Source organism: Rufibacter radiotolerans (assembly GCF_001078055.1).
GTDB lineage: Bacteria > Bacteroidota > Bacteroidia > Cytophagales > Hymenobacteraceae > Nibribacter > Nibribacter radiotolerans.
Window position 1 is genome coordinate 4,136,977 of the sequence record NZ_CP010777.1, and the last position, 25,838, is coordinate 4,162,814.

General features: G+C 52.2%; 21 protein-coding genes. 7 read left to right on the forward strand and 14 right to left on the reverse strand.

The features are described 5' to 3' along the window. Positions 1–66 precede the first annotated feature (66 nt). Positions 67–1,572, forward strand: a complete 1,506-nt coding sequence (locus TH63_RS16805) for a glycosyl hydrolase family 18 protein (protein WP_048921967.1) — start codon at positions 67–69, stop codon at positions 1,570–1,572. Positions 1,573–1,903: 331 nt separating this feature from the next. Here the strand turns inward: TH63_RS16805 and TH63_RS16810 are convergent, their stop codons facing one another. Next, positions 1,904–3,271 (reverse strand): D-alanyl-D-alanine carboxypeptidase, encoded by a 1,368-nt coding sequence (locus TH63_RS16810; RefSeq protein ID WP_048921968.1) that lies wholly within the window; start codon positions 3,269–3,271, stop codon positions 1,904–1,906. A gap of 255 nt (positions 3,272–3,526) precedes the next feature. Here TH63_RS16810 and TH63_RS16815 point away from each other — a divergent pair, with 255 nt between their 5' ends. Further along, positions 3,527–4,585 (forward strand): S66 peptidase family protein, encoded by a 1,059-nt coding sequence (locus TH63_RS16815; protein WP_048921969.1) that lies wholly within the window; start codon positions 3,527–3,529, stop codon positions 4,583–4,585. 96 nt (positions 4,586–4,681) lie between these two features. Continuing rightward, positions 4,682–7,804: a glycoside hydrolase family 3 N-terminal domain-containing protein gene (locus TH63_RS16820; protein ID WP_048921970.1), complete on the forward strand. Its 3,123-nt coding sequence runs from the start codon at positions 4,682–4,684 to the stop codon at positions 7,802–7,804. Positions 7,805–7,912: 108 nt separating this feature from the next. Here the strand turns inward: TH63_RS16820 and TH63_RS16825 are convergent, their stop codons facing one another. From TH63_RS16825 to TH63_RS16840, 4 genes are all read right to left on the reverse strand, one after another. Next, entirely contained in the window at positions 7,913–8,803 is an 891-nt protein-coding gene (locus TH63_RS16825) for a carboxypeptidase-like regulatory domain-containing protein (RefSeq protein ID WP_048921971.1), read from the reverse strand. Between the two features lie 285 nt (positions 8,804–9,088). Next, positions 9,089–10,195: a DUF3616 domain-containing protein gene (locus TH63_RS16830; protein WP_048921972.1), complete on the reverse strand. Its 1,107-nt coding sequence runs from the start codon at positions 10,193–10,195 to the stop codon at positions 9,089–9,091. A 243-nt stretch (positions 10,196–10,438) separates the two neighbouring features. After that, entirely contained in the window at positions 10,439–11,158 is a 720-nt protein-coding gene (locus tag TH63_RS16835) for an ABC transporter ATP-binding protein (protein ID WP_048921973.1), read from the reverse strand. Between the two features lie 357 nt (positions 11,159–11,515). After that, a complete protein-coding gene (locus TH63_RS16840; RefSeq protein WP_048921974.1) occupies positions 11,516–12,388 on the reverse strand; it encodes a hypothetical protein in 873 nt (290 codons plus the stop codon). A 106-nt stretch (positions 12,389–12,494) separates the two neighbouring features. Here TH63_RS16840 and TH63_RS16845 point away from each other — a divergent pair, with 106 nt between their 5' ends. Beyond that, positions 12,495–13,466: an isopenicillin N synthase family dioxygenase gene (locus TH63_RS16845; protein ID WP_048921975.1), complete on the forward strand. Its 972-nt coding sequence runs from the start codon at positions 12,495–12,497 to the stop codon at positions 13,464–13,466. 98 nt (positions 13,467–13,564) lie between these two features. Continuing rightward, positions 13,565–14,740 carry a chromate efflux transporter gene (gene chrA / locus TH63_RS16850; protein WP_053093841.1) on the forward strand — a complete coding sequence of 392 codons (1,176 nt, stop codon included), beginning with the start codon at positions 13,565–13,567 and terminating at the stop codon, positions 14,738–14,740. A gap of 88 nt (positions 14,741–14,828) precedes the next feature. Here the strand turns inward: chrA and rfbA are convergent, their stop codons facing one another. The 7 genes from rfbA to prmC form a co-directional block, all read right to left on the reverse strand. Then, a complete protein-coding gene (gene rfbA / locus TH63_RS16855) occupies positions 14,829–15,689 on the reverse strand; it encodes a glucose-1-phosphate thymidylyltransferase RfbA (protein WP_048921977.1) in 861 nt (286 codons plus the stop codon). Positions 15,690–15,694: 5 nt separating this feature from the next. After that, positions 15,695–16,702 (reverse strand): SDR family oxidoreductase, encoded by a 1,008-nt coding sequence (locus TH63_RS16860; RefSeq protein ID WP_048921978.1) that lies wholly within the window; start codon positions 16,700–16,702, stop codon positions 15,695–15,697. Positions 16,703–16,786: 84 nt separating this feature from the next. Continuing rightward, positions 16,787–17,833: a dTDP-glucose 4,6-dehydratase gene (gene rfbB, locus TH63_RS16865; RefSeq protein WP_048921979.1), complete on the reverse strand. Its 1,047-nt coding sequence runs from the start codon at positions 17,831–17,833 to the stop codon at positions 16,787–16,789. An 18-nt stretch (positions 17,834–17,851) separates the two neighbouring features. Then, positions 17,852–18,874 carry a UDP-glucose 4-epimerase GalE gene (gene galE, locus TH63_RS16870; protein ID WP_048921980.1) on the reverse strand — a complete coding sequence of 341 codons (1,023 nt, stop codon included), beginning with the start codon at positions 18,872–18,874 and terminating at the stop codon, positions 17,852–17,854. Between the two features lie 10 nt (positions 18,875–18,884). Then, entirely contained in the window at positions 18,885–20,174 is a 1,290-nt protein-coding gene (locus TH63_RS16875) for a nucleotide sugar dehydrogenase (RefSeq protein WP_048921981.1), read from the reverse strand. An 11-nt stretch (positions 20,175–20,185) separates the two neighbouring features. After that, positions 20,186–20,776, reverse strand: a complete 591-nt coding sequence (locus tag TH63_RS16880) for an acyltransferase (protein ID WP_048921982.1) — start codon at positions 20,774–20,776, stop codon at positions 20,186–20,188. A 120-nt stretch (positions 20,777–20,896) separates the two neighbouring features. After that, positions 20,897–21,772 carry a peptide chain release factor N(5)-glutamine methyltransferase gene (prmC, locus tag TH63_RS16885; RefSeq protein ID WP_048922927.1) on the reverse strand — a complete coding sequence of 292 codons (876 nt, stop codon included), beginning with the start codon at positions 21,770–21,772 and terminating at the stop codon, positions 20,897–20,899. Positions 21,773–21,851: 79 nt separating this feature from the next. Here prmC and ribD point away from each other — a divergent pair, with 79 nt between their 5' ends. Both ribD and TH63_RS16895 read left to right on the forward strand, forming a co-directional pair. Then, on the forward strand, positions 21,852–22,883 hold the full coding sequence (ribD, locus tag TH63_RS16890; RefSeq protein ID WP_048921983.1) for a bifunctional diaminohydroxyphosphoribosylaminopyrimidine deaminase/5-amino-6-(5-phosphoribosylamino)uracil reductase RibD: 1,032 nt from the start codon (positions 21,852–21,854) through the stop codon (positions 22,881–22,883). A gap of 200 nt (positions 22,884–23,083) precedes the next feature. Continuing rightward, a complete protein-coding gene (locus TH63_RS16895) occupies positions 23,084–23,566 on the forward strand; it encodes a GAF domain-containing protein (protein WP_048921984.1) in 483 nt (160 codons plus the stop codon). Between the two features lie 190 nt (positions 23,567–23,756). Here the strand turns inward: TH63_RS16895 and TH63_RS16900 are convergent, their stop codons facing one another. After that, positions 23,757–24,443, reverse strand: coding sequence for a phosphatidylserine decarboxylase family protein (locus TH63_RS16900; RefSeq protein WP_048921985.1), 687 nt, complete (start codon positions 24,441–24,443; stop codon positions 23,757–23,759). Positions 24,444–24,557: 114 nt separating this feature from the next. Then, a complete protein-coding gene (locus TH63_RS16905) occupies positions 24,558–25,832 on the reverse strand; it encodes a Glu/Leu/Phe/Val family dehydrogenase (protein WP_048922928.1) in 1,275 nt (424 codons plus the stop codon). Positions 25,833–25,838: the final 6 nt, after the last annotated feature.

Consider the following 25,838-nt stretch of genomic DNA (forward strand, 5'->3'; position numbering starts at 1 on the left):
GCTTGTTAAATTATTTGATTAATTTAACAAGCAGTAGCTCTTTACGTTAACCCTGCCCCCTTCTCCATGAAACAACTCTACGTACTCCTTTTTTCTCTTCTACTCTTTGCCAGCCCCTTGGCAAAGGCCCAAAGCCAGTCCATTCATGCCGAAGAAATGACCCGTTACCACAAATATAATTTCAAGACCGATGCTGAGTACGACCGCGCCTTAGGCCGCGACACCGAAGCATTACGGGCTACCCGCAGGACTGGCACCAAGGCAAGTACCCAGCGTACCGGCGAACGCCTGGGCAAAAAGGTTTTCGGCTGGCACCCGTACTGGCAGGGCGAAACCTGGAACACCTATGACTTCAGCAACCTCAGCACCGTGGCCTACTTCTCTTATGAGGTGAACCCCAGCACCGGCGGCTACAGCAACCTCCGGAGTTGGGAAACAACCGGCCTGATTGAGGCCGCGCACGCCGCGGGCACCAAGGTAGTCCTGACCGTCACTAACTTCGGGAGCGCCAATAACGCGTCTATCTTAAACGACGCCACCCGCCGCGAAACCCTGATCTCTACCCTTATTTCGGTAGTAAAAGCCCGCAACGGCGATGGCGTGAACATTGACTTTGAAACCGTGGGTTCGGCGGAGAGAGCGGCTCTCACCAGTTTCATGAACACCCTGTCTGACCGGTTCCACACTGAGATTCCGGGTTCCCGGGTTTCTATTGCGCTGCCTGGCCTGTACAGTGCCACCAACGCCTTTGATGTGGCCGCCATGACCCAGGTAGACGATTTCCTGATCATGGGCTATGACTATTGGTACGCCGGCTCTTCTACCGCCGGCCCGGTAGCGCCTTTGGCCCCCAGCAGCTGGTCATACTGGGGCCCTACCCTCAACCTCACCAAGTCGGTAGACGGGTATTTAACAGCACTTCCGGCTTCCAAACTATTGTTGGCACTGCCCTATTACGGCCGGCGCTGGGCCACCTCTACCGATGCCATTGGATCTACGGCTACCACTCAAAACAGCAAAGTAGCTTCTGTTTCCCGCACCTACGCCGCCGCCAAAGCCGAGATAGCGGCCAATGGCTACACCCGCCAATGGAACAGCCAGGGCTCGGTGCCTTACTATGTGTACCAGGAGAACGGGCAGTGGTTCCAGACCTTTTATGATGACGCCGAAAGCCTGGGCCTGAAGTATGACCTGGTGAATACCAAAGGACTGGCCGGAATTGGCATCTGGGCGCTGGGCTATGATAACCCCGCCGTGAACCCAGAACTCAACAACCTGCTGCGCACCAAATTTCCGCCTAACGTACTTTCTGCCGGTGAGGAAATCTCTACTAAAGACAAAAACCTGGCCTACCCCAACCCCGTAGCCCGTGGCCAGAAGGTATTTGTGAAAGCTTCGGCCCCGGGTACGGCCGTCTCTGTTTCTTTGCAGGATGCGGTAGGCAGAACTAATAAAGTGGCCCTGGCGGCCGATGGTTCTTTTGACACGTCTGCCTTAGCCCCCGGCCTTTATTTCCTGACCGTAAGTAGTCCTAAAGCCAGCGCCACCTACCGCATAGTGGTGGCAGACTAGACAGTTTTTGTGTAAAAGCAATCGGCCCTTCGTTTCCATTTTCAGTGGAGACGAAGGGCCGGTTTTTTGTGGGGTATTGTTTCCCGTTTTGAGGCTGTTTTCCGGAAAGTAGGCTTAAAATGGAAGTCATTTACCCTTCCTCTTTTGTCCTCCTGAAAGGACCTTGTGGGCGAACTAGTGGAGCGTTGTAGTAAACGTTATTACCGTTCGCTACCAAGATCCTTCCAGGATGACAGAGAGGTGGTGGAAAAATGACAGAACATACAGGTGCTGACAGATGATGGTGTAAGCAGCTGGAAAGATAATTCAAGAAAGAGAACCTTTCACCTTGCTAATACTTCTCATGCACCTCGGTCATAATGCGCACCATCTCGTTGCGGATCTCACTGGAGGACGTTTTGAAGTTGTTGTTCATGAAGCTGAAGAGCAGCAGTTTTCCGCTTTTGGTTTTGATGTAGCCGCTTTGGTTGTGTACGTGCGCCAGGGTCCCGGATTTCCCGAAGACGTAGGGTACCTCGGCTTTATAGATACTCCGGAAGGTGCCGGGCTGGCCACCCGCCGCCATGAGGGGCAGCAGTCGTTCCTCGGGGCGCTCCTGCTGGATTTTCTGTAGCAACGCAATGATGCTGCGGGGCGTGAACAGGTTCATGGAAGAAAGGCCTGAACCGTCTACCCACACCGGGGCATCAGGCAGGTCGGCCAGGTAGGTTTTCATCACGTGCTTGATGGCGCGCTCCACACTCAGGGTATCTGACAGGGTACCGGAACAGAGGGCCATCAACTGCTCGGCAAACAGGTTGTCGCTCACCTGCAGCATGCGCTTATTTACAGTATCGGTCGGAAGGCCGTAGAAGGTCTGCGCGCCCTGGGGCAGCGGTCGGTTCTTGAGCAGCGTCACTTTCCGTTTAAGGGTATCCGTGAGCAGGCGCACGGTCATGTCCGGCGACGGGATAAAGGGCACCTCCACAGAGAAATCAGCGGAAGCGTGCTTTGGGAAATAGGTCAGGTCATTGGTGCGCCAGGCTCTTACAAAAGCATCGCCGTGGGCGTACCGGGCGGTGTCTGTTTTAATGGTGGGCTTGAAAATGGCGGGGGTAGTGGTGTACTTCTGGGTGGGGCCTCCCTTGCGGGTGAACTTCACAATGTTGCCATGGATGGGGAAAACGCTGCGTTCAGGCTGGTAGTAATAGTTGTAGTCATCCCAGCCCCAGTTAACGGCGAAGGGTGTGCTGGTGAAGGGTGCCTCCAGGTAATAAAGTTTCTCTTTGCGGTTCTTCAGAAAATCATAGGCCACGGAGTTTTTCACGTCCATGTGCGTGAAGGTGGGGTCACCGGTGCCCCAGAAGATAAGGGAATCGCCGCGCACCACGTACTTGAGCGCCGGAATAGAATCGCCCAGCATTTTAAGGCTGGCGTAGAAGGTGAACAGCTTGGTGTTGGAAGCGGGCACGAAGTATTTATCGGCGTTATGCTCCACCACCATCTTACCCAGCGCGGGGTCATACAGCGCGAAGCCCACAAACCGGTTCTTGCCTATTTCAGAGGAGAGAATCTGTTGTTTGATCACTTCGGGACCATAGGGCGGCGGGGCCGGTACGGTGGCCACCGGCGCTTCTTTGGCGGTTTTACAGCCTAATAAAAAAAGAAGGAAAAGGCAGGGGAGCGAAAGCCAGCGGCCGCCCAAAAGACTGGTTTGCATAGAGTACAGGTTTACAACCCGTAATTAGCCTAAGATTCTGACAGCATCAAAAATTTCGTTAGAAAATCACTGTTTCTCTTAAAGTTTAGCCAGTCATTTAGGGTAACCAAACCGCATGTTGTCAGGATGATGCCGCGGGCTGCGAAAACGTTTTGAGCCTGTTTTCACGAAAACGGCAGAAAAACGCGCGAAACTACTTCAATCTCTTTATTTTAACGGACCCAAAGCCTAACGTATCTTTTAATCCCCAGACAAATGACACTTCGTTCCCGCCGTGAGGTGCTGGCCTCGCTTTCTGTGGCCGCCGCAGCTCTTCCCTTGCTGGGTTTCACGCCCTCCACTGCCTTGGCAGAAAAAGCACCCAAAACTATTCTGCCGCCCCGCCTAAAGGCTGGTGATACCGTAGGGCTAATCTGTCCAGCTGGGGCTGCGTTCAGCAAGGAGACGGTGCAGATTACCATTGAATCTCTGGAGGCGCTGGGCCTCAAAGTGAAACTGGGGAAACACGTGTATGACCGCTTCGGGTATCTGGCCGGCACCGACCAGGCCCGGGCCGAGGACGTGAACACGATGTTCGCGGATAAAAGCGTGCAAGGCATTCTGGCTATTCACGGGGGTTGGGGCTGCGCCCGATTGCTACCTCTGCTGGACTACAAGACCATCCAGAAAAACCCTAAGCCACTGATTGGCTACTCAGACATCACGGCGCTGCTGCTGGCCATCAATGCCAAGACCGGGCTGGTGACGTTCCATGGCCCGGTAGGCTCCGCCACCTGGAACAAGTTTTCCGTGGACTCTTTCAGGCAGGTCCTTTTTGACGGTGCGCCCACTTTGTTTGAGAACCCCAAAGAGATAGGCGATAACCTTACCGTCACCAAAGACCGCATCACCACCATCACGCCCGGCACGGCCCGCGGCAAACTGATAGGCGGTAACCTGACCGTACTCACCGCCATTGTTGGCTCAGACTATTTACCCCACTGGAAAGACGCCATCCTGTTCTTAGAAGACACCAATGAGGCCGTGTACCGCATAGACCGCATGCTTACCCAACTAAAGCTGGCAGGTGTACTGGACCAGGTGAAAGGTGTGGTGTTTGGCAAGTGCTCAGACTGTGAGCCGGGCAAAGGCAGTTACGGCTCCCTTACCCTGGAGGAAGTGCTGGAGCAACACCTACAACCCCTTAAAATACCGGTCTACTCGGGCGCCATGATTGGGCACATTACGCACAAGTTCACGGTGCCCGTAGGGGCCGAGGCCGAGATTGATGCCACCGCTGGTACTATAAAGCTATTAAACAGTGCTGTGGCCTGATTTGGAACTTTGCCCCTCTCTGGCCCTGTTTTTGATATAATTACTGTAATTTGCAGGCGTTTACCCTACTCCGTACCCGTTTTATTTGCCTTTGCCTTGAAAAAACATCGTCTTCTCTCCCTCTTCGTTATTTTGCTCTTTTTTGTAGGAGCCGTTGCCCTGCATGGCCAGACCCGTGGCTCTAAATCAGGCAAATCTTCCCCTAAAAAGACGGTAGCCGCTAAAAAAGCGTCTTCCAGAAAAACCTCGGCTAAGAAGCCGGTAGCCAAGAAACCGGTGGTGCCAGCGTTCAACGCCAAAACCGATCCGCCTTTCTATGGCGCTAACCAGAAATGGGTAGATTCGGTGTTTATGTCGCTCACGCCTGAGGAGCGCATTGCCCAGCTCATCATGATTCCGGTGTACTCCAACAAAAACCAGGCACACGTAGACTCTATTAGTCGGTTAATCACCACTTACAAGATTGGCGGCTTGATATTTTTCCAGGGGGGACCGGTACGTCAGGCGCACATGACTAACCGGTACCAGCGCGAAAGCAAGGTGCCCCTTATGATTTCTATTGACGGCGAGTGGGGCCTGGCCATGCGCCTGGACAGCACCACGCGGTTCCCGTACCAAATGGCCCTGGGCGGTATAGAGAACGAGAAACTGATTTATGACATGGGCGCCGAGATTGCTCGCCAGTGCCAGCGCCTGGGCATTCACGTGAACTTCGCGCCAGTGGTAGACGTGAACAACAACGCCAGCAACCCGGTAATCGGTTTCCGCTCTTTTGGCGAAGACAAACTGAACGTGACCCGCAAGGCCCTGGCCTATGTGAAGGGCATGCAGGACAACAAGATCCTGGCCAACGCCAAGCACTTCCCCGGCCACGGCGACACCAACGTAGACTCCCACTACGGGCTGCCGGTCATCCACTTCTCCAAACTTCGCCTGGACTCCACGGAACTGTATCCGTTCCGGGAACTGATGAAAAACGGCCTGGGTAGTTTGATGGTCGCCCACATGAACATTCCCGTGCTGGACAATACCAAAGACCTGGCCTCTACCCTTTCCAAGAACATTGTACAGGACCTGTTAAAGGATGAAATGAAGTTCAGAGGCCTGGTGTTTACCGATGCCTTGAACATGCAGGGTGTGGCTAAGTTCTACGCCCCCGGCATTGTAGACGTGAAAGCGCTGCTGGCCGGCAATGACGTGCTTTTGAACACCATGGACGTGAAAACCACCATTGAGGAGGTAAAGAAAGCCATCGCCAATAAGGAGATCACACAAGCCGAGATTGATGAGCGCTGCAAGAAAGTGCTGGCCGCTAAGCAGTGGGCCGGCCTGGACAAGTGGCAGCCCATTGAAACCAAGAACCTGATCAAAGACCTCAACAACCCTACCGCCGACTACATTAACCGTCAGTTGACCGAGGCTTCTTTGACGCTGTTGCGCAACAAGAACAATGTCTTACCTATCAAAACCCTGGACACGCTCAAGATTGCCGCCTTAGCTCTGGGAACCAGCGTAGAGACCGATTTCCAGCGTAACCTGGCCAAGTACACCAAGGTAGACAACTTCTTCCTGGCGCCAACCAGCTCCATTGCCGAGCTGCAGGCCCTCAAAGAGCAACTCAAAGGTTACAACACCATTCTAGTGGGCGTGCACAAACTGCAGTTGAAGGCCTCGGGAAACAACACGTTTGGCATCACCGCCGAGATGAACCTGTTCCTGAAAGACCTTATCCGTTCCAAGCCTACCATTGTGAGCGTGTTTGGCAACGTGTACAGCATGAACCGCTTTGAGGACATTGAGAAAGCAGCCGGCGTGATTGCCACGTACCAGGAAAACGAACTGACCCAGGATGCCGCCGCCCAACTCATTTTTGGCGGGATTGGCGCCAAAGGCAAACTGCCGGTAAACGTGTCCAACTATTTCAGGATCAATGACGGCCTTAAGACCGATGGCGGTTTGCGTTTGGCCTACACCGTGCCCGAAGCGGTAGGTTTGAAATCTCAGGACCTGGCGCAGATTGACACTTTGGTAAACCAGGCTATCAAGGCCAAGGCCACCCCGGGTGCCCAGGTGCTGGTCGCTAAAAACGGCAAGGTGATTTACTACAAGTCTTTCGGGGCACATACCTATGACAACAAGGTGCCGGTGCAGAACACTGACTTGTATGACCTGGCCTCCGTGACCAAAATCACTACCTCGCTGGCGGCTTACATGAAGTTGAACGGCGAAGGCAGGTTTGATGTGGACAAGACGCTGGGCGATTATCTGCCTATGATGAAGGGCTCCAACAAAGAAAACCTCAAGTACCGCGACATTCTTACCCACCAGGCCCGCCTGAAATCCTGGATTCCGTTCTGGAAAGAGACCGTGAAGGACAACGGCAAGTTCAAGCACAAAACCTTCGAGACCGATTCTTCCGCTAAGTACCCTTACAAAGTGGCGCAGAACCTGTATATGCACAAAGACTACGCTGAGGAAATCTATGAGCAGATCAAGGAATCTCCGTTGAACGAAAAGCCAGGATACGTGTACAGTGACCTGTCCTTCATTCTGGCGCCGCTGGTAGTAAAGAATATTACCGGCCAGGACTTTGAGACCTACCTGAAGAAGAACATCTATGAGCCGCTGGGCGCCACTACCCTTACGTTCAACCCCTACAAGTACTACCCGCTGTCCCGCATTGTGCCTACAGAGGTAGACACGCTGTTCCGGAAGCAACTGCTGCACGGCACCGTGCATGATGAAGGCGCTGCCATGCTGGGCGGGGTAAGTGGCCACGCTGGCTTGTTTGGCACCGCCAATGACTTGGCCAAGGTGATGCAGCTATACCTCAACAACGGTATCTATGCCGGCAAGCGCTACATTGCTCCTAATGTGGTGAGCACGTTCAGCAAATGCCAGTTCTGCCCAGACAACTACCGCGCCCTCGGCTTTGACCGTCCATCTAAACCAGGCACCGTGAACGGGAATGCCCCGGAGAGCGCCCCGGCGGAGAGCTTCGGGCACACTGGCTTCACCGGCATCTACAGCTGGGTAGATCCCGTGAACCAACTGGTTTACGTGTTCCTCTCTAACCGTGTGCACCCTACCCGTGAGAGCTCTACCTTGAGCAAACTTAACACCCGCACCAAAGTAATGCAGGTGGTATATGACGCCATGGCGAAGTCTAAAAACGGTTCAAAAACCACGGACACTACTTCTGCCAGCTCAGTTAGATAATACTCACAGAAGGTTATAAAACAGGAAGGCCCGCCTCATTCAGTTGATGCGGGCCTTCCTGTTTTAGGACTGTTTTCCTGAAAACGGCCCTAAAATAGCAGTCTTGAATTAGTTGCTTAAGGTCAGTTGGAAATGGGGCGTGGCAAAAGAAATGGCGTCGCCTTCGCGCTGGCTGGTGCTTACCCATTGGCCTTGGTGGTAAATCCAGCTGCTGTGTCCGGTGCTGTTGGGAGCGTAGGTCCTGATGCTGGGTTCATAGGAGATTCGGGCGGGGCCCAGCCTTTCACCGGTCTCGGGGTCTGTGGGCTCATAGCGGTTCTGCTTTATGATAAGCCATTCAAAGGCAATGAACAGTCCCTGCGCAGGCATCTGAAGGTCATACTGGCTCAGGTCTAGCCTCACCGTTTTTATGCCCTGGGGAGCCTGCACCAGCAGCGGTGTTTGCAGCAGAGGGGTGGTGGGTTCGCCTTTTTCGCCTACCCGCAGCAGGTGAATTCTAAAAGCGGCTTTCTTGAGGTTGTTCATGGTCACCAGCGCCACCTCATCCAGGAACGGCGTGGCGGCAAAGCTGGCGATGTAAGGGATGTGCTGGGCCACAATCCAGGGGGTGCCGTTACTGCCAAAGCTGTATTGGGTATTGTTGTCTATGGCGTTTAAGACCCGCTTGGTGCGTTTGGCGCTTTTTCTCACGGTCACCTCAGACAAGGCTACCGCCGAAGGCACCAGCACGACCGGCAGGGTTGGCCCGGTCACCGGCACGCGGGTTCTTTCATAGCCCAGGCAACTGATCACGAGCGTCTTTCCTTCCAGACTCGTTTGCCCCAACTTGAATTCGCCCTGCTCATTAGAAGTAGTGCCCAGGTTCTCATTCTCTACCCAGATATTGGCGAACGCCACCGGCCTGCCCGTGGCTTTGTCGGTTACGGTGCCTTTGGTCTGGCTAAACGCTGAAAAAGAAAGAAGCAGGCAGAAGCCCCACAGGAAGAAGACGTGTTTCATGAGATACGGCCAATTTACCACTTTGCCCCCACAAGTTCCGTTTTAAGCCTGGTTTCTTGAAAACGGCCCCAAAACGGAATATAGGGAAAAGCTTTGGTACAACGCCGAAAGAGAGGCATCCATTGCCGATCCAGGAAGAAAGAACCGGCAAATTCCAGGACGCAAACTTTTGGTCTTGGATTTCAGATTAAACTTATCAAAACGGCCGTGCTCCTTAAAGGGGAGCACGGCCGTTTCATCTTGAATCATTATAAGGGCTTCGCCCGATTTGCTTTTAAGATTAGACTATTTTTCCATGGGGTAGACATCTGCCACCACTACATCGTCTTTGGGTTTACGGTCATCGGTGGGGCTGTCAAAGACTACCAGCAGGTGGCCTTCATCATAGATGGCCAGGCCTTCGGCTTTGTCTTTGCCGGAGGTGTCGCCGCTGCCGTGGGGCACGTCAAACAGGCGCTCCAGGTCTTTGCGGTGCACCATCTGCTCCTCTTCTAGGGTTTGGTACATGGCGTTGGGCCAGCGGTAGACCGCAATGATGCCGTCCAGGTCCATGGTGGGGCCCGCCAGAATGTAGAGGTCCTTGCCTTTGATTCTGAGTTCCCTGATCCCTTTCCCGTTCATGTGCAGGAAATGCTTTTTGTAGAGTGCCCCATCGGCGCCAGCCTTCAGTTGCAGGGTTCCTTCCTCCTCACCATTCTCTACCTGAAGCTCCAGAATAATGGCCCAGCCCCGCAATACCGGCCCGCGCAGGCCCACAAAAATGCGGTCTTCATGCATAGCCAGGCCTTCAATGTCAAAGCCATTGTCTTTGCCCGGTATGCGCAGGAAATCTTCCAGGTGCGGGTCTTTGGCAATGGCGTCCATTAGCTGGTTGCTTTTTTCTGAGCCCATCAGCTGGCCGGCCCTCAGGGTTTTGGAGGCGTCTTCAGAGTTGGTGCATTCCTTGCAGAGTGTGTACTCGCCGGTGGCGGCGTCCTGCACTAACGGAATGCGGGCCAGCAGGTACCGGTTGGCGTCTGAGGTGACCTTGGTGAGGCGTTTGATCTGCTTCTGGAGGGAGTCTTCCTTGCGGGGTTTCTTGCGCTTAAGGCCATGTGACCCCACCAGCCATAGATAGCCCCCAGACTCGCCCATGCCCTCAATGTCAATCTCAGACTTTTTGCCGTCCGGTAAATCAAGAAACTGGCTCAGGTCAAAACGGGTGTGTTCCGCGAAGGTATTGTCCCCCACTTTCCTGAGTCTCTCCAGTGAGATCTGCTCATCACAGCTCAGCCAGAGGTAGTCGCCGGTCCGCAAAACGGTAGACAGACCGTCCCGCACGTGCTTGCCCGTGGTGGTGAAACTTTTCTTGGGGTCAAAATGGAGCTCAACGTGGGTAGGCTGGTTTTTCATAGGTGGGTCTGGCAAAGGTATAACAAGCGGACAATGGTCTTAAACGGGTATCCTGACTGGCTGTTTCCTTAGTAAGGGCTGTAAAACCAGAACGCGGCAACCCGCTCTGGAGTTGCCGCGTTCTGGTTTCTTCTTTATGCGCTATGCAGAAGGGCTGGATTTAATCTTTTCAGCAACGGCTGGCCCAGAGCAACCTCCCTTTGGCAGAGTCATCGGCTTGAACGAAAATACTAACCAAGAGAATCAGGCTTTAGTAAAGGTAACGGGTGTCAGGAAATCTTCAGCCACGTTTCCCAGGCCATCGTCCAGAATGCGGCCGTCTTTGAGCCGGATCACGCGGTTGGTTTGCTCCGCGATATGAGTTTCCTGGGTCACCATCACCACGGTCATGCCTTGGCGGTTTACTTCCTTGAAAATCTCCATCACCTCGCTGCCGGCTTGGGCCTCTAGGCCACGCGTGGGTTCATCTGCCAGGATCAGTTTTGGTTTGCTGATAAGGGCACGGGCAATGGCTACCCGTTGGCGCTGCCCCGCAGACAATTCATCAGGTGTATGGTGGGCATACTCTTTCAGGCCCATGCGGTCCAGGCACTCCAGGGCCAGTTTGTCAAGCTCTTTGTGGCCTACCTGCTGGTGGATCAGCGGCATAGTCACATTCTCAAGCACGTTCTGGAAGCTGAGCAGGTCAAAGCTCTGGAAAACAAACCCCAGAAACTTCTCTCTAAAATAAGCAGCCTGGGCTTGGGACAGGTGTTTGATAGACGTACCGGCTAGGGTATACTCACCCTGATCATAGTCATCTAAAATACCCAGAATGTTGAGCAGCGTGGATTTGCCGGAGCCAGTGTCCCCCATGATGGAAACCATTTCTCCTTCCTGAATCTGCAGGTCTATGCCTTTTAATACGTGCAGCTTTTTTTGCGCCACGGCATAGTATTTATGAACGTCCCGGAGATGTATCATGGCTCTTCAATTTCAAGGCAGGCAGACTTACTGGCGGTATCAGCCCTTATTTTATATTAGATCCCGCAAGGGGTGAAATGGTTGCTTTCCCTGGACAAAAGAAAGCAGCGTATATAGGCCGTTTTTCTTAAAACAGGCCCAAAACAGAGTTCTATTGGTTTTGTCCTCTATTGGTAGCCTGTGCTCCCTTTTTATTACAACTCCTTTAAGACAAATTTTAGCCACGCATACCTATATAACTTTCCATAAATATTCTAGAAAACCTATACTAATCAAATACTTAAAACTTAGTAAAGGCATGGACACAAAAAAAGCCACCCCGCACGGGATGGCTTTCTTTTTATAAAACCCTTATGCTTACGAAGCTTTGAGGGTGATTTTGCGTTCTACGGTGTTGTAGGGGCCTGGTACTACTTTCCCCTGGCTGTCTATCAGTTCCAGCTTGAAGGTGTTTTCGCCCATAGGCAAGCCCTCCACCAGGTACGGCAGCCATTGGTCCAGGATAAACTCATTCCCGTTGATAGTGGCCCGCACCTTGTTGCCGTCTTTGGCCAGGGTAGTGTTCACCAGGTAGAAGTCCAGCATCACTTTCTTGGCGTCAGCGCCTTTGTACTCGCCTTTAGGGCGGCTGTAGAACAAATGCTGGCCGTTCTCATCAAACTTATTGGCGCTGGCGGTGGCGTTGCCCACATTGATCATTCTAAGGTCATAGGCACCTTTGTGCTTGATACTCTCATGGTAAGACCGTGACAGGAACGACAGCACCACGTGCTGGCTCGGCTTGATAGCCTTGTTGAACATAGGCTTGTAGTGCGCGGTGTAAGGCTCATTGTCCACAATGTTATGGATGTGCTGCCCTTCTTTGGAGTTGGCGTGTTCATGCTTGGCGGCGTCCGGCGTCTGCTGGCTCAGCTGGAAGTTCTCCACGGCATACTCAAACCGCACGGAGTCACCGGTCACCTTGGCGTTGTTCTCCGGTTTGTTCAGCGTAAGCTTGGCATCTGGGAAATCAACGGAGTTGCTGTAGGAGTAGACCTTGAGGCCTCCTTTTTCCATGGGCGTGCCCATGGTGCCGTTGTGCTGCACCCCGGCCGTGTCATGGTCCATCTCATGCTCGGTGGCGGTAGAGGTGCTGGTTTCTGTGGTGGTAGTGGTGGAACGGTTTCCATCACAGGCAGATGCAACCAGAAGGGCCGCAATTGCCATAAAAGACAAGTGTTTCTTTTTCATAGTAATTAGGTATTGTGGATAGTAAGGCGAATGTTTCAAAGTTAGAAATTTTGTAACTTGCGTCTCATTTCTAAACTCTTTTTTAAGAATACGTCAATTCAGGTTTATGAACGATAAATTATTAGAAGAAATCCCTTCTTTAGACCTAGCCGACTTCATGTCTGGTGACCCGCAGCGCAAAGCTGCCTTCGTGCAGGCAATGGGTGACGCCCACCAGAACATTGGGTTTGTGGCCCTGAAAAACCACGGCCTGAGCGATGACCTAACCGAGCGCCTGTATGCCGCCATCAAGAAGTTTTTCGCGTTGCCAGATGACGTGAAACAAAAATACGAGGTTCCTGAACTGGCCGGCCAGCGCGGATACGTGGGCAAAGGAAAAGAGCACGCCAAAGGCCGTAATACCGGTGACCTGAAGGAGTTCTACCACGTGGGCCAGGAAGTAACCGACAATGACCCCATCAAAGCAGAATACCCAGACAATATCTGGCCTGAAGAAGTACCTGAGTTCCAGGAAGTGGCTTTAGAAGCCTACCGCCGCCTTGAGTCTGCCGGCAAGCAGGTGCTGAAAGCCCTGGCCATCTACCTGGGTCTTTCCGAGGATTACTTTGACGCCAAGGTGCACAACGGCAACAGCATTCTGCGCCCTATCCACTACTTCCCTATTGAGAACCCAGACGCCGTACCCGCCGATGCCGTACGCGCCGCCGAGCACGGTGACATCAACCTCATCACCCTCCTGATGGGCGCCTCCGCCGACGGCCTGCAGGTGCTTCGCCGCGATGGTAAGTGGATCCCGATCACCGCCCTGCCGGAGCAGGTGATTGTGAACGTGGGCGACATGCTCTCCCGCCACACCAACAACAAATTGAAGTCTACCATCCACCGCGTAGTGAACCCGCCGCGCGAGTTGATGAACACATCCCGCTTCTCTATTCCGTTCTTCATGCACCCAAGGTCAGAAATGGACCTTACCTGCCTGGAAAGCTGCATTGATGCCCAAAACCCCAAGCAGTTCCCAGACATTACCGCCGGCGACTTCCTCAATGAGCGTCTGGTAGAGCTGGGGTTAAAAAAATAATATGATTTATATCATTTAGAAAGGAGCCTTTACGGCTCCTTTCGTTTTTATGCCTATTTTTAGAAAATGGCATAAAAACGAAACTCAAATTCAGACATTTGCGCCCTCGTAACATTATTTTCCTGAAGGATGTTGCCTCGCTCTCGCTAACGGCGTTTGGCGGGCCGCAGGCGCATATTGCCATGATGCTGCGCCTGATGGTGGAGAAGCGGAACTACATCAGTGAGAAGGAACTGATGGAATTGAACGCCCTTTGCCAGATTCTGCCCGGCCCTTCTTCCACGCAAACTATCACTGCCATTGGCTTTAAGGTGGGCGGACCTAACCTGGCCTATCTTACACTTCTGGTCTGGATTGCGCCGGCCGCCATCATCATGATTGCCGCCGGGCTCATCATGTCTTTCCTGGAAGGAAAGGGCGCCCCACTGGGCTTTACCCGCTTCATCCAACCCATGGCAGTGGGCTTTGTGGCTTTCGCCGCCTGGCGGATCAGCTCTAAGGTAGTCTATACCAAAGGCGGCATTGTCATCATGGTGGTGTCGGCTATTCTGGCTTTCTTCTTCCGGTCGCCGTGGGTGTTCCCACTGCTGCTGCTGGCCGGTGGAAGCCTCACCGCCCTCCGGTTCCAGAAACAGCCGGTGCTTGAGAAGAAACCCATGAAAGTTGAGTGGGCGAATTTCCTGCTGTTTCTGGGGGTCTTGATTGCGGCGGCTTTGCTGGGTAGGTACACCCAGTTACGGGCGGTTCTGTTGTTTGAGAACTTCTACCGGAACGGTAGCCTTATCTTTGGCGGCGGCCAGGTACTGGTGCCCGTGATGTACACCGAGTTTGTGGAGTTTAAGAAATACCTTAACTTCAAAGAGTTCATGTCCGGCTTTGCCTTGGTGCAGGCCTTGCCTGGTCCGGTTTTCTCTTTCTGCTCTTATATTGGCACCCTGGCCATGCGCCCCTACGGTTGGGGCGGCCAGATTCTGGGAGGCGTGGTTTCTACCATCGCTATCTTCCTGCCGGGCACTTTCCTTATCTTCTTTGTAATCCGGTTTTGGGAAGAGCTGCGTAAGTATCGGGTTATCCAGGCCTCTCTAGAAGGAATCAACGCGGTAGGCTCCGGTATGGTCTGCGCGGCCGCTATCATGCTGTACCACCCTATAGAGAACACACCCTATAATTTCGGGCTGGTGGTGCTCACCTTCTCTCTATTGCTATGGACCAAGATACCCGCCCCGGCACTCATTCTCACCGGTCTGGCAGCTGGACTCCTGTTCCCGGGCTAGTTTCCATTTTGGGGGTGTTTTCATAAAAATAGCCGGAAAACAGGATCTGCTCCTGCCTCCCGGCTATTCTGTTTATGTTAAAGAATGCTTATTTCAGCAAGCCCAGTAAATAATCACCGTACCCGCTTTTGCGTAAGGGTTCGGCAATGCGTTGTAGTTGCTCGGCATTGATAAAACCCATCCGGTAGGCCACCTCTTCAATAGAACCAATCTTCAGGCCTTGGCGGTCTTCAATCACTTGTACGAACGTAGCAGCCTGCATCAACGATTGAATAGTGCCCGTGTCCAGCCAGGCCGTGCCTCTATCCAAGATGCCCACTTTAAGCTTGCCTTGGCGCAGGTATTCTTTGTTTACATCGGTGATTTCATACTCACCGCGTGGGCTTGGCGCCAGGTTTTTAGCGATGTCAATCACTTGGTTGTCATAGAAGTAAAGACCTGGTACCGCATAGTGCGATTTTGGCTGCTTGGGTTTTTCTTCAATGGAGATGGCTTTCATGTTCTCATCAAACTCCACTACGCCGTAACGCTCTGGGTCCTGCACATGGTACGCATACACCACCCCGCCGTCTGGGTCACTGTTAGACTGTAGCAATTGCCCCATGCCAGAACCATAGAAGATGTTATCTCCCAGGATCAAAGCAGCCTTGTCTCTACCCACAAAATCGGCGCCTAAGACGAATGCCTGGGCAAGGCCGTTGGGCACTTCCTGCACCTGGTAACTGAAGTTACAGCCTATCTGGCTACCGTCACCCAGTAACCGCTCAAAGTTGGGCAGGTCGTGTGGCGTGGAGATGATCAGGATATCTCTGATACCCGCCAACATCAACGTAGACAGCGGGTAATAAATCATAGGCTTATCATACACCGGCATTAACTGCTTACTTACTGCTAAAGTAAGGGGGTGTAATCTGGTACCTGAACCTCCGGCTAAAACGATTCCTTTCATGGGGGTTATTTTTGGTTGTAGATAAAGTCCTGGTTTTCCTTAAACCAAGCAAGGGTTTTCTGCAAGCCTTCCTGGATCCTGATCTGCGGATTGTAGCCCAGCAAGGTCCGCGCCTTGGTGATATCGGCTAAACTGTCTCTGATGTCTCCGGCCCGTTCTGGTCCGTACTCCGGGGTGATGTCCACTCCGGCCTCTTCTTTCAGGATGTTGAACAGATCGTTTAAGGAAGTTCTGTCGCCTACCGCAATGTTATACACCTGGTTGATGGCATCAGGGTTCGTCACCATTGCCGCCCGGATGTTCGCTTCCACGCAGTTTTCCACAAAAGTAAAGTCACGGGTTTGGCCGCCGTCTCCGTTCATTCTAGGAGACTTTCCATTCAGAACCGCATCAATAAACAATGGAATTACAGCCGCGTACGCCCCGTTAGGATCCTGTCGGGGCCCGAAGATATTGAAGTACCGCAGCCCGATGATCTCCATGCCATAGGTTTTCCCGAACACATCGGCATACAACTCATTGGCATATTTGGTCACCGCATAAGGAGACAGCGGCTTACCAATCTTATCTTCCACCTTAGGAAGGGATTTACTATCGCCGTAGGTAGACGAAGAAGCAGCGTACACAAAACGCTTCACCTTCTGCTCCTTAGTGGCCATGAGCATGTTCACGAAACCACCCACGTTGACCTCATTGGAAGTAACCGGGTCTTTCACGCTTCTGGGTACTGAACCTAAAGCTGCCTGATGCAACACCACATCCATGCCTTCGCAGGCCTTCATGCACGCCTCCATATCCCGGATATCGCCATCCATAACTTCCAGCCTGTCATTGCCCTGGAAGGCTTTCAGGTTCTTGTGGAATCCGTTGGAAAAGTTATCCAGCACTCTGACTTTCTTGGCGTTGTACTTAAGCAGATATTCTACCAGGTTAGAGCCAATAAAGCCAGCGCCGCCTGTCACCAAAAATGAGGTATTTTCTAAGGAACCGGTATGGAAGGGTGATGAATACATAGAAATGAAATAAGGTTCATAAAAAAGGTTTTGAGGCTGTTTTTGGGAAAACAGCCTCAAAACCGCATTGCTTTTAAATTATCACTAGCGCGTGTATTGCCCTTTGTAATATTCCTGGTAACTACCAGAGGTAACATTGTTGAGCCACTCCTCATTGTCAAGGTACCACTCCACCGTCTTCTCCAAGCCTTCCTCAAAAGTAACAGACGGGGCCCAGCCCAGTTCCTTCATGATTTTGGAAGAGTCAATGGCGTAACGCAGGTCATGCCCGGCTCTATCAGTTACAAAGGTGATCAGCTTTCTGGAGGTTCCTTGCTCCCGGCCTAGCTTCTCATCCATGATGTCACACAGCAAATGGATCAGGTCAATATTGCGCCATTCGTTGACACCGCCAATATTATAGGTTTCCCCTACTTTGCCTTTGTGGAATACGTCATCAATCGCGCGGGCATGGTCAATCACATATAACCAATCCCGGATATTCTCGCCTTTGCCATATACCGGCACCGACTTGTTGTTCTTGATATTGTTGAGCGCCAGCGGAATGAGCTTCTCCGGAAAATGGTTAGGTCCATAGTTATTGGAGCAGTTTGACACTTTTACCGGCAAGCCATAGGTATGGTAATAAGCCCGCACAAAGTGATCTGAACTAGCCTTGGAAGCAGAATACGGTGACCGGGGATCATAAGCCGTCTCTTCCGTGAACAAGCCGGTTTCACCTAAGGAGCCATACACCTCATCCGTGGAGATATGGTAGAAGGTTTTACCTGTGAAATCAGATTTCCAGAGTTCTTTGGCCGCATGCAGCAGGTTGCAGGTTCCGTTCACATTGGTCCTAACAAAAGCCATAGGATCGGTGATGGAACGGTCCACGTGCGACTCTGCCGCCAGATGCATTACGGCGTCAAACTGATGCTCTTGAAAGAGGTTGTTGATAAACTCCTGGTCGGTGATATCGCCTTTCAGGAACGTGTAGTTGGGGGCATCTTCTACATCTTTCAGGTTCTGCAGGTTGCCGGCATAGGTAAGTTTGTCCAGGTTGAAGATCTGGTAATGCGGGTACTTATTGACAAACAACCGCACCACATGTGATCCTATAAAACCGGCGCCTCCTGTTAACAGTATTTTCATTCTATTAAATATTAACTTCTATTTCTTCATCAATTGCTTTTGCCAGGCCCAGGAGCTTCCTAAGCTGTCTTCTAAAGACAGAGAAGTTTGAAACCCTAGTTCTTGGGTGGCTTTGGTCACATCAGCATAGATGGCAGGCACGTCACCCGCACGGCGCGGCCCAATTTTATAGTTGAACTTCTGGCCGGTGGCGTTTTCAAAAGCTTTGATTACCTCCAGCACGCTGCTGCCTTTCCCGGTCCCAATGTTGAATACCTCATACGGCACGGCTTCTGCTTTCTCCAAGCGTTTAATGGCGGCCACGTGGGCTTTCGCTAAATCTACCACATGCACGTAATCCCGGATATTACTTCCATCCGGAGTATCATAATCGGTACCAAAGACGGTGAGACTCTCCCGGATTCCAGCAGCAGTTTGGGTAATGAAAGGAACCAGGTTACTTGGAACTCCCAACGGCAATTCTCCAATGAGGGCAGATTCATGGGCCCCTACTGGGTTGAAGTACCGGAGGGCAATGGATTTTACTGAATAGCTTCCGCTGTTGGCCACATCCTGCAAAATTTCCTCGTCAATCTTCTTGGTATTGCCGTATGGCGAGTTTGCTTTTTGGGTAGGCGTTTCCTCCGTAACAGGCAGCTTCTCCGGAATACCATAAACCGTACAGGAAGAAGAGAATACCAGTTGGGTCAGGTTATTCTTTTCCATAGCCTGCAGTAGGGTCACTAAACCCGTCACATTGTTATGGTAATACTTCAAAGGCTCCTTTACAGACTCACCTACCGCCTTAAAGGCAGCGAAATGAATCACGCCTGTGATATCACCTTCTTTTGAGAAAACCTCTTGTAACGCAGAGGCGTCAGTGCAGTCTACTTTATAGCAGACTACCTCTTTACCCAATATTTGCGCAAGCCCCTCCAGCACACTTTCCTCAGAATTGCTGAAATTATCAACTATGATTGGTGTATAACCAGCCTGCGCCAGTTCCACTACGGTATGCGACCCAATATAGCCCGCTCCGCCTGTTACAAGAATCTTACTCATTGTATGCTGTTTATAAACTCCAGTAAGGGAGGGTATTGATTTTGCCTCTGTAAATACCTTTCAGGTCAATCACAATAGGGCTGTCGCTGGATATGGTCCTGAAATATTCTTCGTCAAAGCCCAGGTAGTCTTTGTGGTTCACCGCTACCACCACGGCGTCATAATCATTGGTAGGGTTTTCCACTAAACCAAAACCGTACTCATGCTTCAACTCTTCTGAAGAGGCATATGGATCTACCACGTCTACCTGCACCCCAAAGCTTTTCAGCTCATTGATGACATCAGCTACCTTAGAATTACGGATATCTTCCACGTTCTCTTTGAAGGTGGCACCCATTACCAAGACTTTGGCTTTGGAGATGGCCTTTCCTTCCTTGATCATCATCTTGATAGCTTTGCTGGCCACGTAAGCGCCCATGCCGTCATTGATAGTACGGCCGCTCAAGATGATTTTAGAGTCATACCCTAGCGCTTTGGCTTTATAGGTCAAATAGTAAGGATCCACGCCAATACAGTGGCCGCCTACCAGACCCGGGAAGAATTTCAGGAAGTTCCACTTGGTACCGGAAGCCTCCAACACCTCATAGGTATTGATGTTCATCCGGTCAAAGATGATGGAAAGCTCGTTCATAAGCGCAATGTTTACATCACGCTGGGTGTTTTCAATGATTTTGGCCGCTTCGGCTACCTTGATAGAAGACGCACGGTGCACGCCCGCCTCAATCACCAGTTCATATACCTTTGCCACTACGTCCAGAGACTCTGCATCACAGCCGGAAACCACTTTCACGATTTTGGTAAGGGTGTGCTCTTTGTCACCTGGGTTGATACGCTCTGGGGAGTAACCTACTTTAAAGTCAGTAGGGAATTTCAGGCCAGACTCGCGCTCCAGCACTGGAATACAGTCTTCTTCGGTACAGCCAGGGTATACAGTGGACTCAAATACCACATAGTCGCCTTTCTTCAGAACTTTACCTACGGTGGCAGAGGCGCCTAACAGGGGTTTCAGGTCGGGTAAGGCATACGCATCAATTGGGGTAGGAACAGCTACAATAAAAAACCGGGCTTCGCGCAGCACCTCCAGGTCATGGGTAAAGGTAATATCACAGCCTTCAAACGCTGATGCCTCCAACTCGCCGCTAGGGTCAACGTTGTTCTTCATCAGATCAACCCGCTTTTCATTGATATCAAAGCCAATCACACTTATCTTCTTCGCGAACTCCAGGGCAATGGGGAGTCCTACATATCCTAGGCCGATGACTGCCAGTTTGGCTTCTTTATTGAGGAGTTGCTGGTACACAGTTAATCTATTTAAATGGATGATTTAGTTACTGAATTATTACTCAAAATATACTTCTCGCCTGTTTCAGGGCAAATGGCTTCCTGTTGGGCATCAAAGCTTAGCTTATGCCCGGCTTCGCTTACCCAGCCATGTTGTTGCGAGGGATTCCCATACACCAAGGCGTAGGGAGCTACATCTTTGGTCACCACAGCACCAGCCCCAACCAAGGCATAGGCCCCGATGGTATGGCCGCAAACAATAGTGGCATTAGCCCCAATGCTGGACCCTTTCTGCACTAAGGTCTGCTTGTATTCGCCCTGCCGATTGATGGCACTCCTTGGATTGAGCACATTGGTAAAGACCATGGAAGGCCCCAAAAAAACATCATCTTCACAAATCACGCCCGTGTAAACAGAGACGTTGTTCTGGATCTTGACGTTTTCGCCTAAAACCACGCCCGGAGAGATGACCACGTTCTGCCCGATGTTGCAGCGCTTGCCTATCTGGCAGCCGGGCATAATATGTGAGAAATGCCATATTTTAGTCCCCTCCCCAATCTGGCAACCTTCGTCTATGACAGCGGTTTCATGGGCAGAATACGAGGGGGCAGGTTGGCTCATGGACAAAGTGAAGCAAAAGAATCAGACTCCTTACGAAGAAACAGGTACTTTAGATATTATTTTTCAGGGCAAAGGTACGAGTTTTTCATTATTTAGGGTAACCCATTTGTTATCATATCCCTATCCCAATTTTCCGGGCCATAAAGCCTCTGCCATGCGGTCCTTGCCACGGAGGTCCTGGTAGAGGCGAATTCCCTGGTAACCCAGCTCTTGCAGCAAGCTTTCTGTCTGTCCGGCGTACCGTTCATTAATCTCAAAGAAGAGCCGCCCGCCCGGCTTCAGTAACGTCTGCGCCACCTGGGCGATGCGCCTATAAAAAAGCAGTGGGTCTTCATTGGGCACGAACAGAGCCAGGTGCGGCTCAAAGGCCAGCACGTTTTCCCGCATCAGGTTTTTCTCTTCCTCCAAGACATACGGAGGATTGCTGATCACGGCGTCTAAGCTATTTGCCTCAAGCGCTGGCACTTCTTGCAGAATGTCCTGGTGGAGCCAGGTTACTTGCTGGTTAATCGCCTCTGCGTTGGAGCGCGCTACCGCCAAAGCTTCTTCAGACACATCCAGGCCCCAGACTTGGGCCGTGGGCAATTCAGCTGCCAAGGTAATGGGAATGCAGCCGCTCCCGGTGCCAATGTCCAGCAACCGGACCTGGTGCTGGTGCTGGTGCTGGTAGGTTTTGATAATCCGTTGCACCAGTTCCTCGGTCTCTGGACGCGGAATCAGAACTGCCGGGGTCACCTTGAAGTCACGACCGTAAAAAGAGGCCTCTCCTAATACATATTGCAACGGCTCATGCTGCAACAGGCGCTCCAGGCACTGCTGCACCTGGTCGCCCAGACCAGTGGGTACCGGTTCCTGCCGGCGTTGAAGTAGGCCCATCCTTCCCGTTTCCAGAAGGTACTGCAACACCCACTCGGCCATGGTACGGGCCTCGGGTTCTTCATACAGCGTTTGTAGCTGTTGGGTCAGGTGCTTTAAAGTCTCCTCAATGGTAGGCATAGACACAGTTTTGGGCAATTTCTGAAAAAACACCCGATATTCGGGCATGGAAATCAAGAGGGCCGCGTAAATACACATCATGAAGACCGACAAGAAATACATGCGGCGCGCGCTGGACCTGGCGGAATTGGGGACCGGAACGGCCCGGCCTAACCCGCTGGTGGGGTGCGTGGTGGTGCACGAAGACAAGATCATTGGTGAAGGCTGGCATCAGCAATACGGCGGTCCGCACGCCGAGGTAAATGCCATTAACAGCGTGCAGGACAAAAGCCTGCTGCCCGAAAGCCGGCTCTACGTCACCCTGGAACCCTGCTCCCACTTCGGCAAAACCCCACCCTGCGCCGATTTCCTACTACAGCACGGCGTGCGTGACGTGGTCATCTGCAACACCGACCCTAACCCCTTGGTGGCGGGCCAGGGCATCCAGAAATTGATGGACGGTGGCTGCCAGGTGCATATTGGCGTATTGGAGGAGGCAGGGCTGGAAGTAAATAGACGTTTCTTTACTAACCAGACCCAAAAACGGCCTTACCTGGTGCTCAAATGGGCGGAGTCATCTGATGGGTTCATAGGTCTGCCAGACTGCCAGCCTTGTCAGATCTCGGGGCCCCTTTCAAAACTGCTGGTCCACCAATGGCGCACCCAGGAACAGGCCATCTTAGTGGGCACCCGCACTGCCCTCAATGACAACCCCCATCTGAACGTGCGCCACTGGCCCGGACCAGCCCCTGTAAGAATAGCCATAGACAAACAGCTGCAGATCCCTCAAACGCACCATCTCTTAGACAACTCCCAACCCACACTCATTTATTCCCTTAAAGAAAAGGAGGCTACCACCCAAACAACGTTCGTGACCCTTACACAAGAGACTGGGTTTCTGGAACAGATGCTGCAAGACCTGTACCAGAGAAATGTGCAGTCCGTGCTGGTGGAAGGCGGAGCGGTTCTGCTGGAGGCGTTGATTAAGGGTAATCTATGGGATGAAATACGGGTTTTTAAAAGCCCCAACCCATTAACCCAAGGCGTAAAAGCTCCCCTGCTGCCTTCTTCCCTATTTGCTTCCCGGCGGCAAATTGGCCCAGATGAACTGACTATCTACAGGAATTCCTAGCGGGAACACCTTTACCTGTTTTAAGCCTGATTTCTCTAAAACAGGCCCAAAACAGGCATTTCTAAAGACGTCCTTTCCCGCAGCATACCAGCAACAAGTTGCACCCGGAAGCTCCCGGGGTTACCTTTGCCTTTCAAAGAAAAGCTGTGCTCTATAGATCACTAGCACATCAGCACATTAAAAAATTAGCACATTACCTTATGGCTGAGAATTTATTTATTGACGATACCCTCTCCAAAGAAGAGAAATATAAGGCCCTGCTGCCGCAGATTGAGGCGTTAGTTGCCCCGGAGACCGACCTCATCGCGAACCTATCCAATGTGATGGCTGCCCTGAAACAAGGATTCGGGTTTTTCTGGGTGGGCGCGTACCTGGTGAAGGAAGGCGAACTGGTGCTGGGACCGTTCCAGGGGCCGGTGGCCTGCACCCGCATCCCATTCCATAGGGGCGTGTGCGGCGCCTGCTACACCCGCCGCGAGACCATTCTGGTACCCGACGTAGAAGCCTTCCCCGGCCACATTGCCTGCAGCAGCGACTCCAAGTCTGAGATAGTGGTGCCGGTGATCAAAAACGGCGAGGTGAAAATGGTCCTGGACGTGGACAGCGACCGCCTCAACGACTTTGATGAGGTAGACCAGAAATACCTGGAGCAACTCATGAAACTGGCCGAGAACTGGTTTTAAGTTGGTATCACGTAGTGAGTATCAAGTATCACGATTTTCTGGGAATGCCGTTTTAAAGCCATTTTCCTGAAAACAGCTCTAAAACGAAGAAGCCTCATCTTTCACAGATGAGGCTTCTTCGTTTTATATCAATCCTGGAATTCCAGAAAAAAGTCTTGCTACGTGGTACGCGCTACGTGATACCAAAAGATCAACCAAAGAAAGACGCGGAAGCCGGGGTTTTCAGCTGGGCAATCACGGTTTGACCGCCTTTGGTCACCTGACCCAACTGTACCTTCACCTCGGTATCCACAGGCACGAAGATATCCACTCTGGACCCGAACTTGATGAAACCGAACTCCTCGCCCTGGTTCACTTCGTCGCCCTCGGTCACGTACCACACAATGCGGCGGGCCATGGCGCCGGCAATCTGCCGAAACAGCACCTCTGGACCGGCTAGCGATTCTACTACCACCGTGGTGCGCTCGTTCTTGGTACTGGATTTTGGGTGCCAGGCCACAAAGTAATTACCCGGGTGGTATTTGAAGTATTTCACTACGCCAGACACCGGGTTACGGGTAATGTGCACGTTGATAGGTGACATAAAGATGGAAATCTGCTTGCGCACATCGTTGAAATACTCGGGCTCCTCCACGTTCTCAATCACCACCACCTTGCCGTCGGCGGGGGCCACGATTAGGTCCTCGTGTAGGAGCAGGTTGCGGTACGGGCTTCTGAAGAACTGAAGGATGAGCAGGAAAACGATGAGGGAAACGGCAGAGAAGATCCGGTTGAAGGTGAGGTGGGTACTGTTGAAGTAGTAAAGCGCCATGTTCACCACCAACATACCTAACAGGGTAAAAAACAGAATCTTTCGTCCTTCTTTATGAATTTTCATTAGATACTTCTTGGGCTTATGAAGCAAAAATATAAAAAAAACCGCCCCCTGTCTAAAAAAAAGACAAGGAGGCGGCAAATTTGTGTACTTCTTTAGGTTTTGACCCGGCAGGGCTTAGAAACCACCCCGGAACTTATAGGTCTGCGCCACCTTGTCAATGGCCACAATATAAGCGGCAATACGCATAGGCACGTTGTATTTCTGAGAGGTGGCGTACACCTTGTTGAACGCCTCAGACATAATCCGGTCAGAGCGCTCGGTCACCATTTCCAGGCTCCATTTGTAGCCCAGGCGGTTCTGTACCCACTCAAAGTAAGACACGGTTACCCCGCCAGAATTGGCCAGAATGTCTGGCACTACCATAATGCCTTTCTCATTGATGATTTTATCGGCGTTGGCCGAGGTGGGGCCGTTGGCGCCTTCCACAATCAGGCGGGCCTGAATCTGGTCTGCGTTGCGGGCGGTAATCACGTCTTCCACGGCGGCAGGCACCAGCACATCTACTTTAGAAGTCAGGAGGTCATCATTGCTGATGGTCTCTGCCCCAGCAAAGCCTTCCAGACGGCCATGGTGCGCGTTTTTGTAGGCAATGGCGGCTTCAATGTCAATGCCGTTCTCGTTCCAATAGGCACCGCTCACGTCACTCACGCCCAGGATCTTCACGCCGCGTTCCGCCAGCAGCTTAGCCGCCCAGGAACCCACGTTCCCGAAGCCCTGCACCGCAGCAGTAGACTGGGTGGGGTCCATGCCCAGTTTCTCCATGGCGGCCATGGCCGATACCATTACCCCGCGTCCGGTGGCCTCTACGCGGCCCAGGGAGCCACCCAATACCAGGGGCTTTCCGGTTACCACCGAGTTCACGGTCATGCCTTTGGTTTTGGAGTACTCATCCATCAACCAGGCCATCTCACGCGGGCCGGTACCCATGTCGGGGGCCGGAATATCCTGGTCTGGGCCGAAGGTATCAATCAAGGCCACGGTATAGGCGCGGGTAAGGCGCTCCAACTCACCGGCAGACATGGTGGTAGGGTCGCAGATGATACCGCCTTTGGCACCACCGTAGGGGATATCCACCACGGCGCATTTCCAGGTCATCCAGGCGGCCAGGGCCTTCACCTCATCCAGGAATACGCCTTTGTCATACCGGATACCGCCTTTAGACGGACCTAATATGTTAGAGTGAATCACCCGGAAACCTTCAAACACGCGCACGCTGCCGTCATCCATGGTCACGGGCAGGTTCACAATCACCTGGCGGGTAGGCGACTTCAAGACTTCATAGGTATCATCATCTAAGCCCAACACCTCTGCCGCAATGTTAAACCTTGACATCATGGACTCAAACGGGTTCTCCTTGTCCTTGATAGGAGCAGGTTCCTTATAGGCCATCTTACT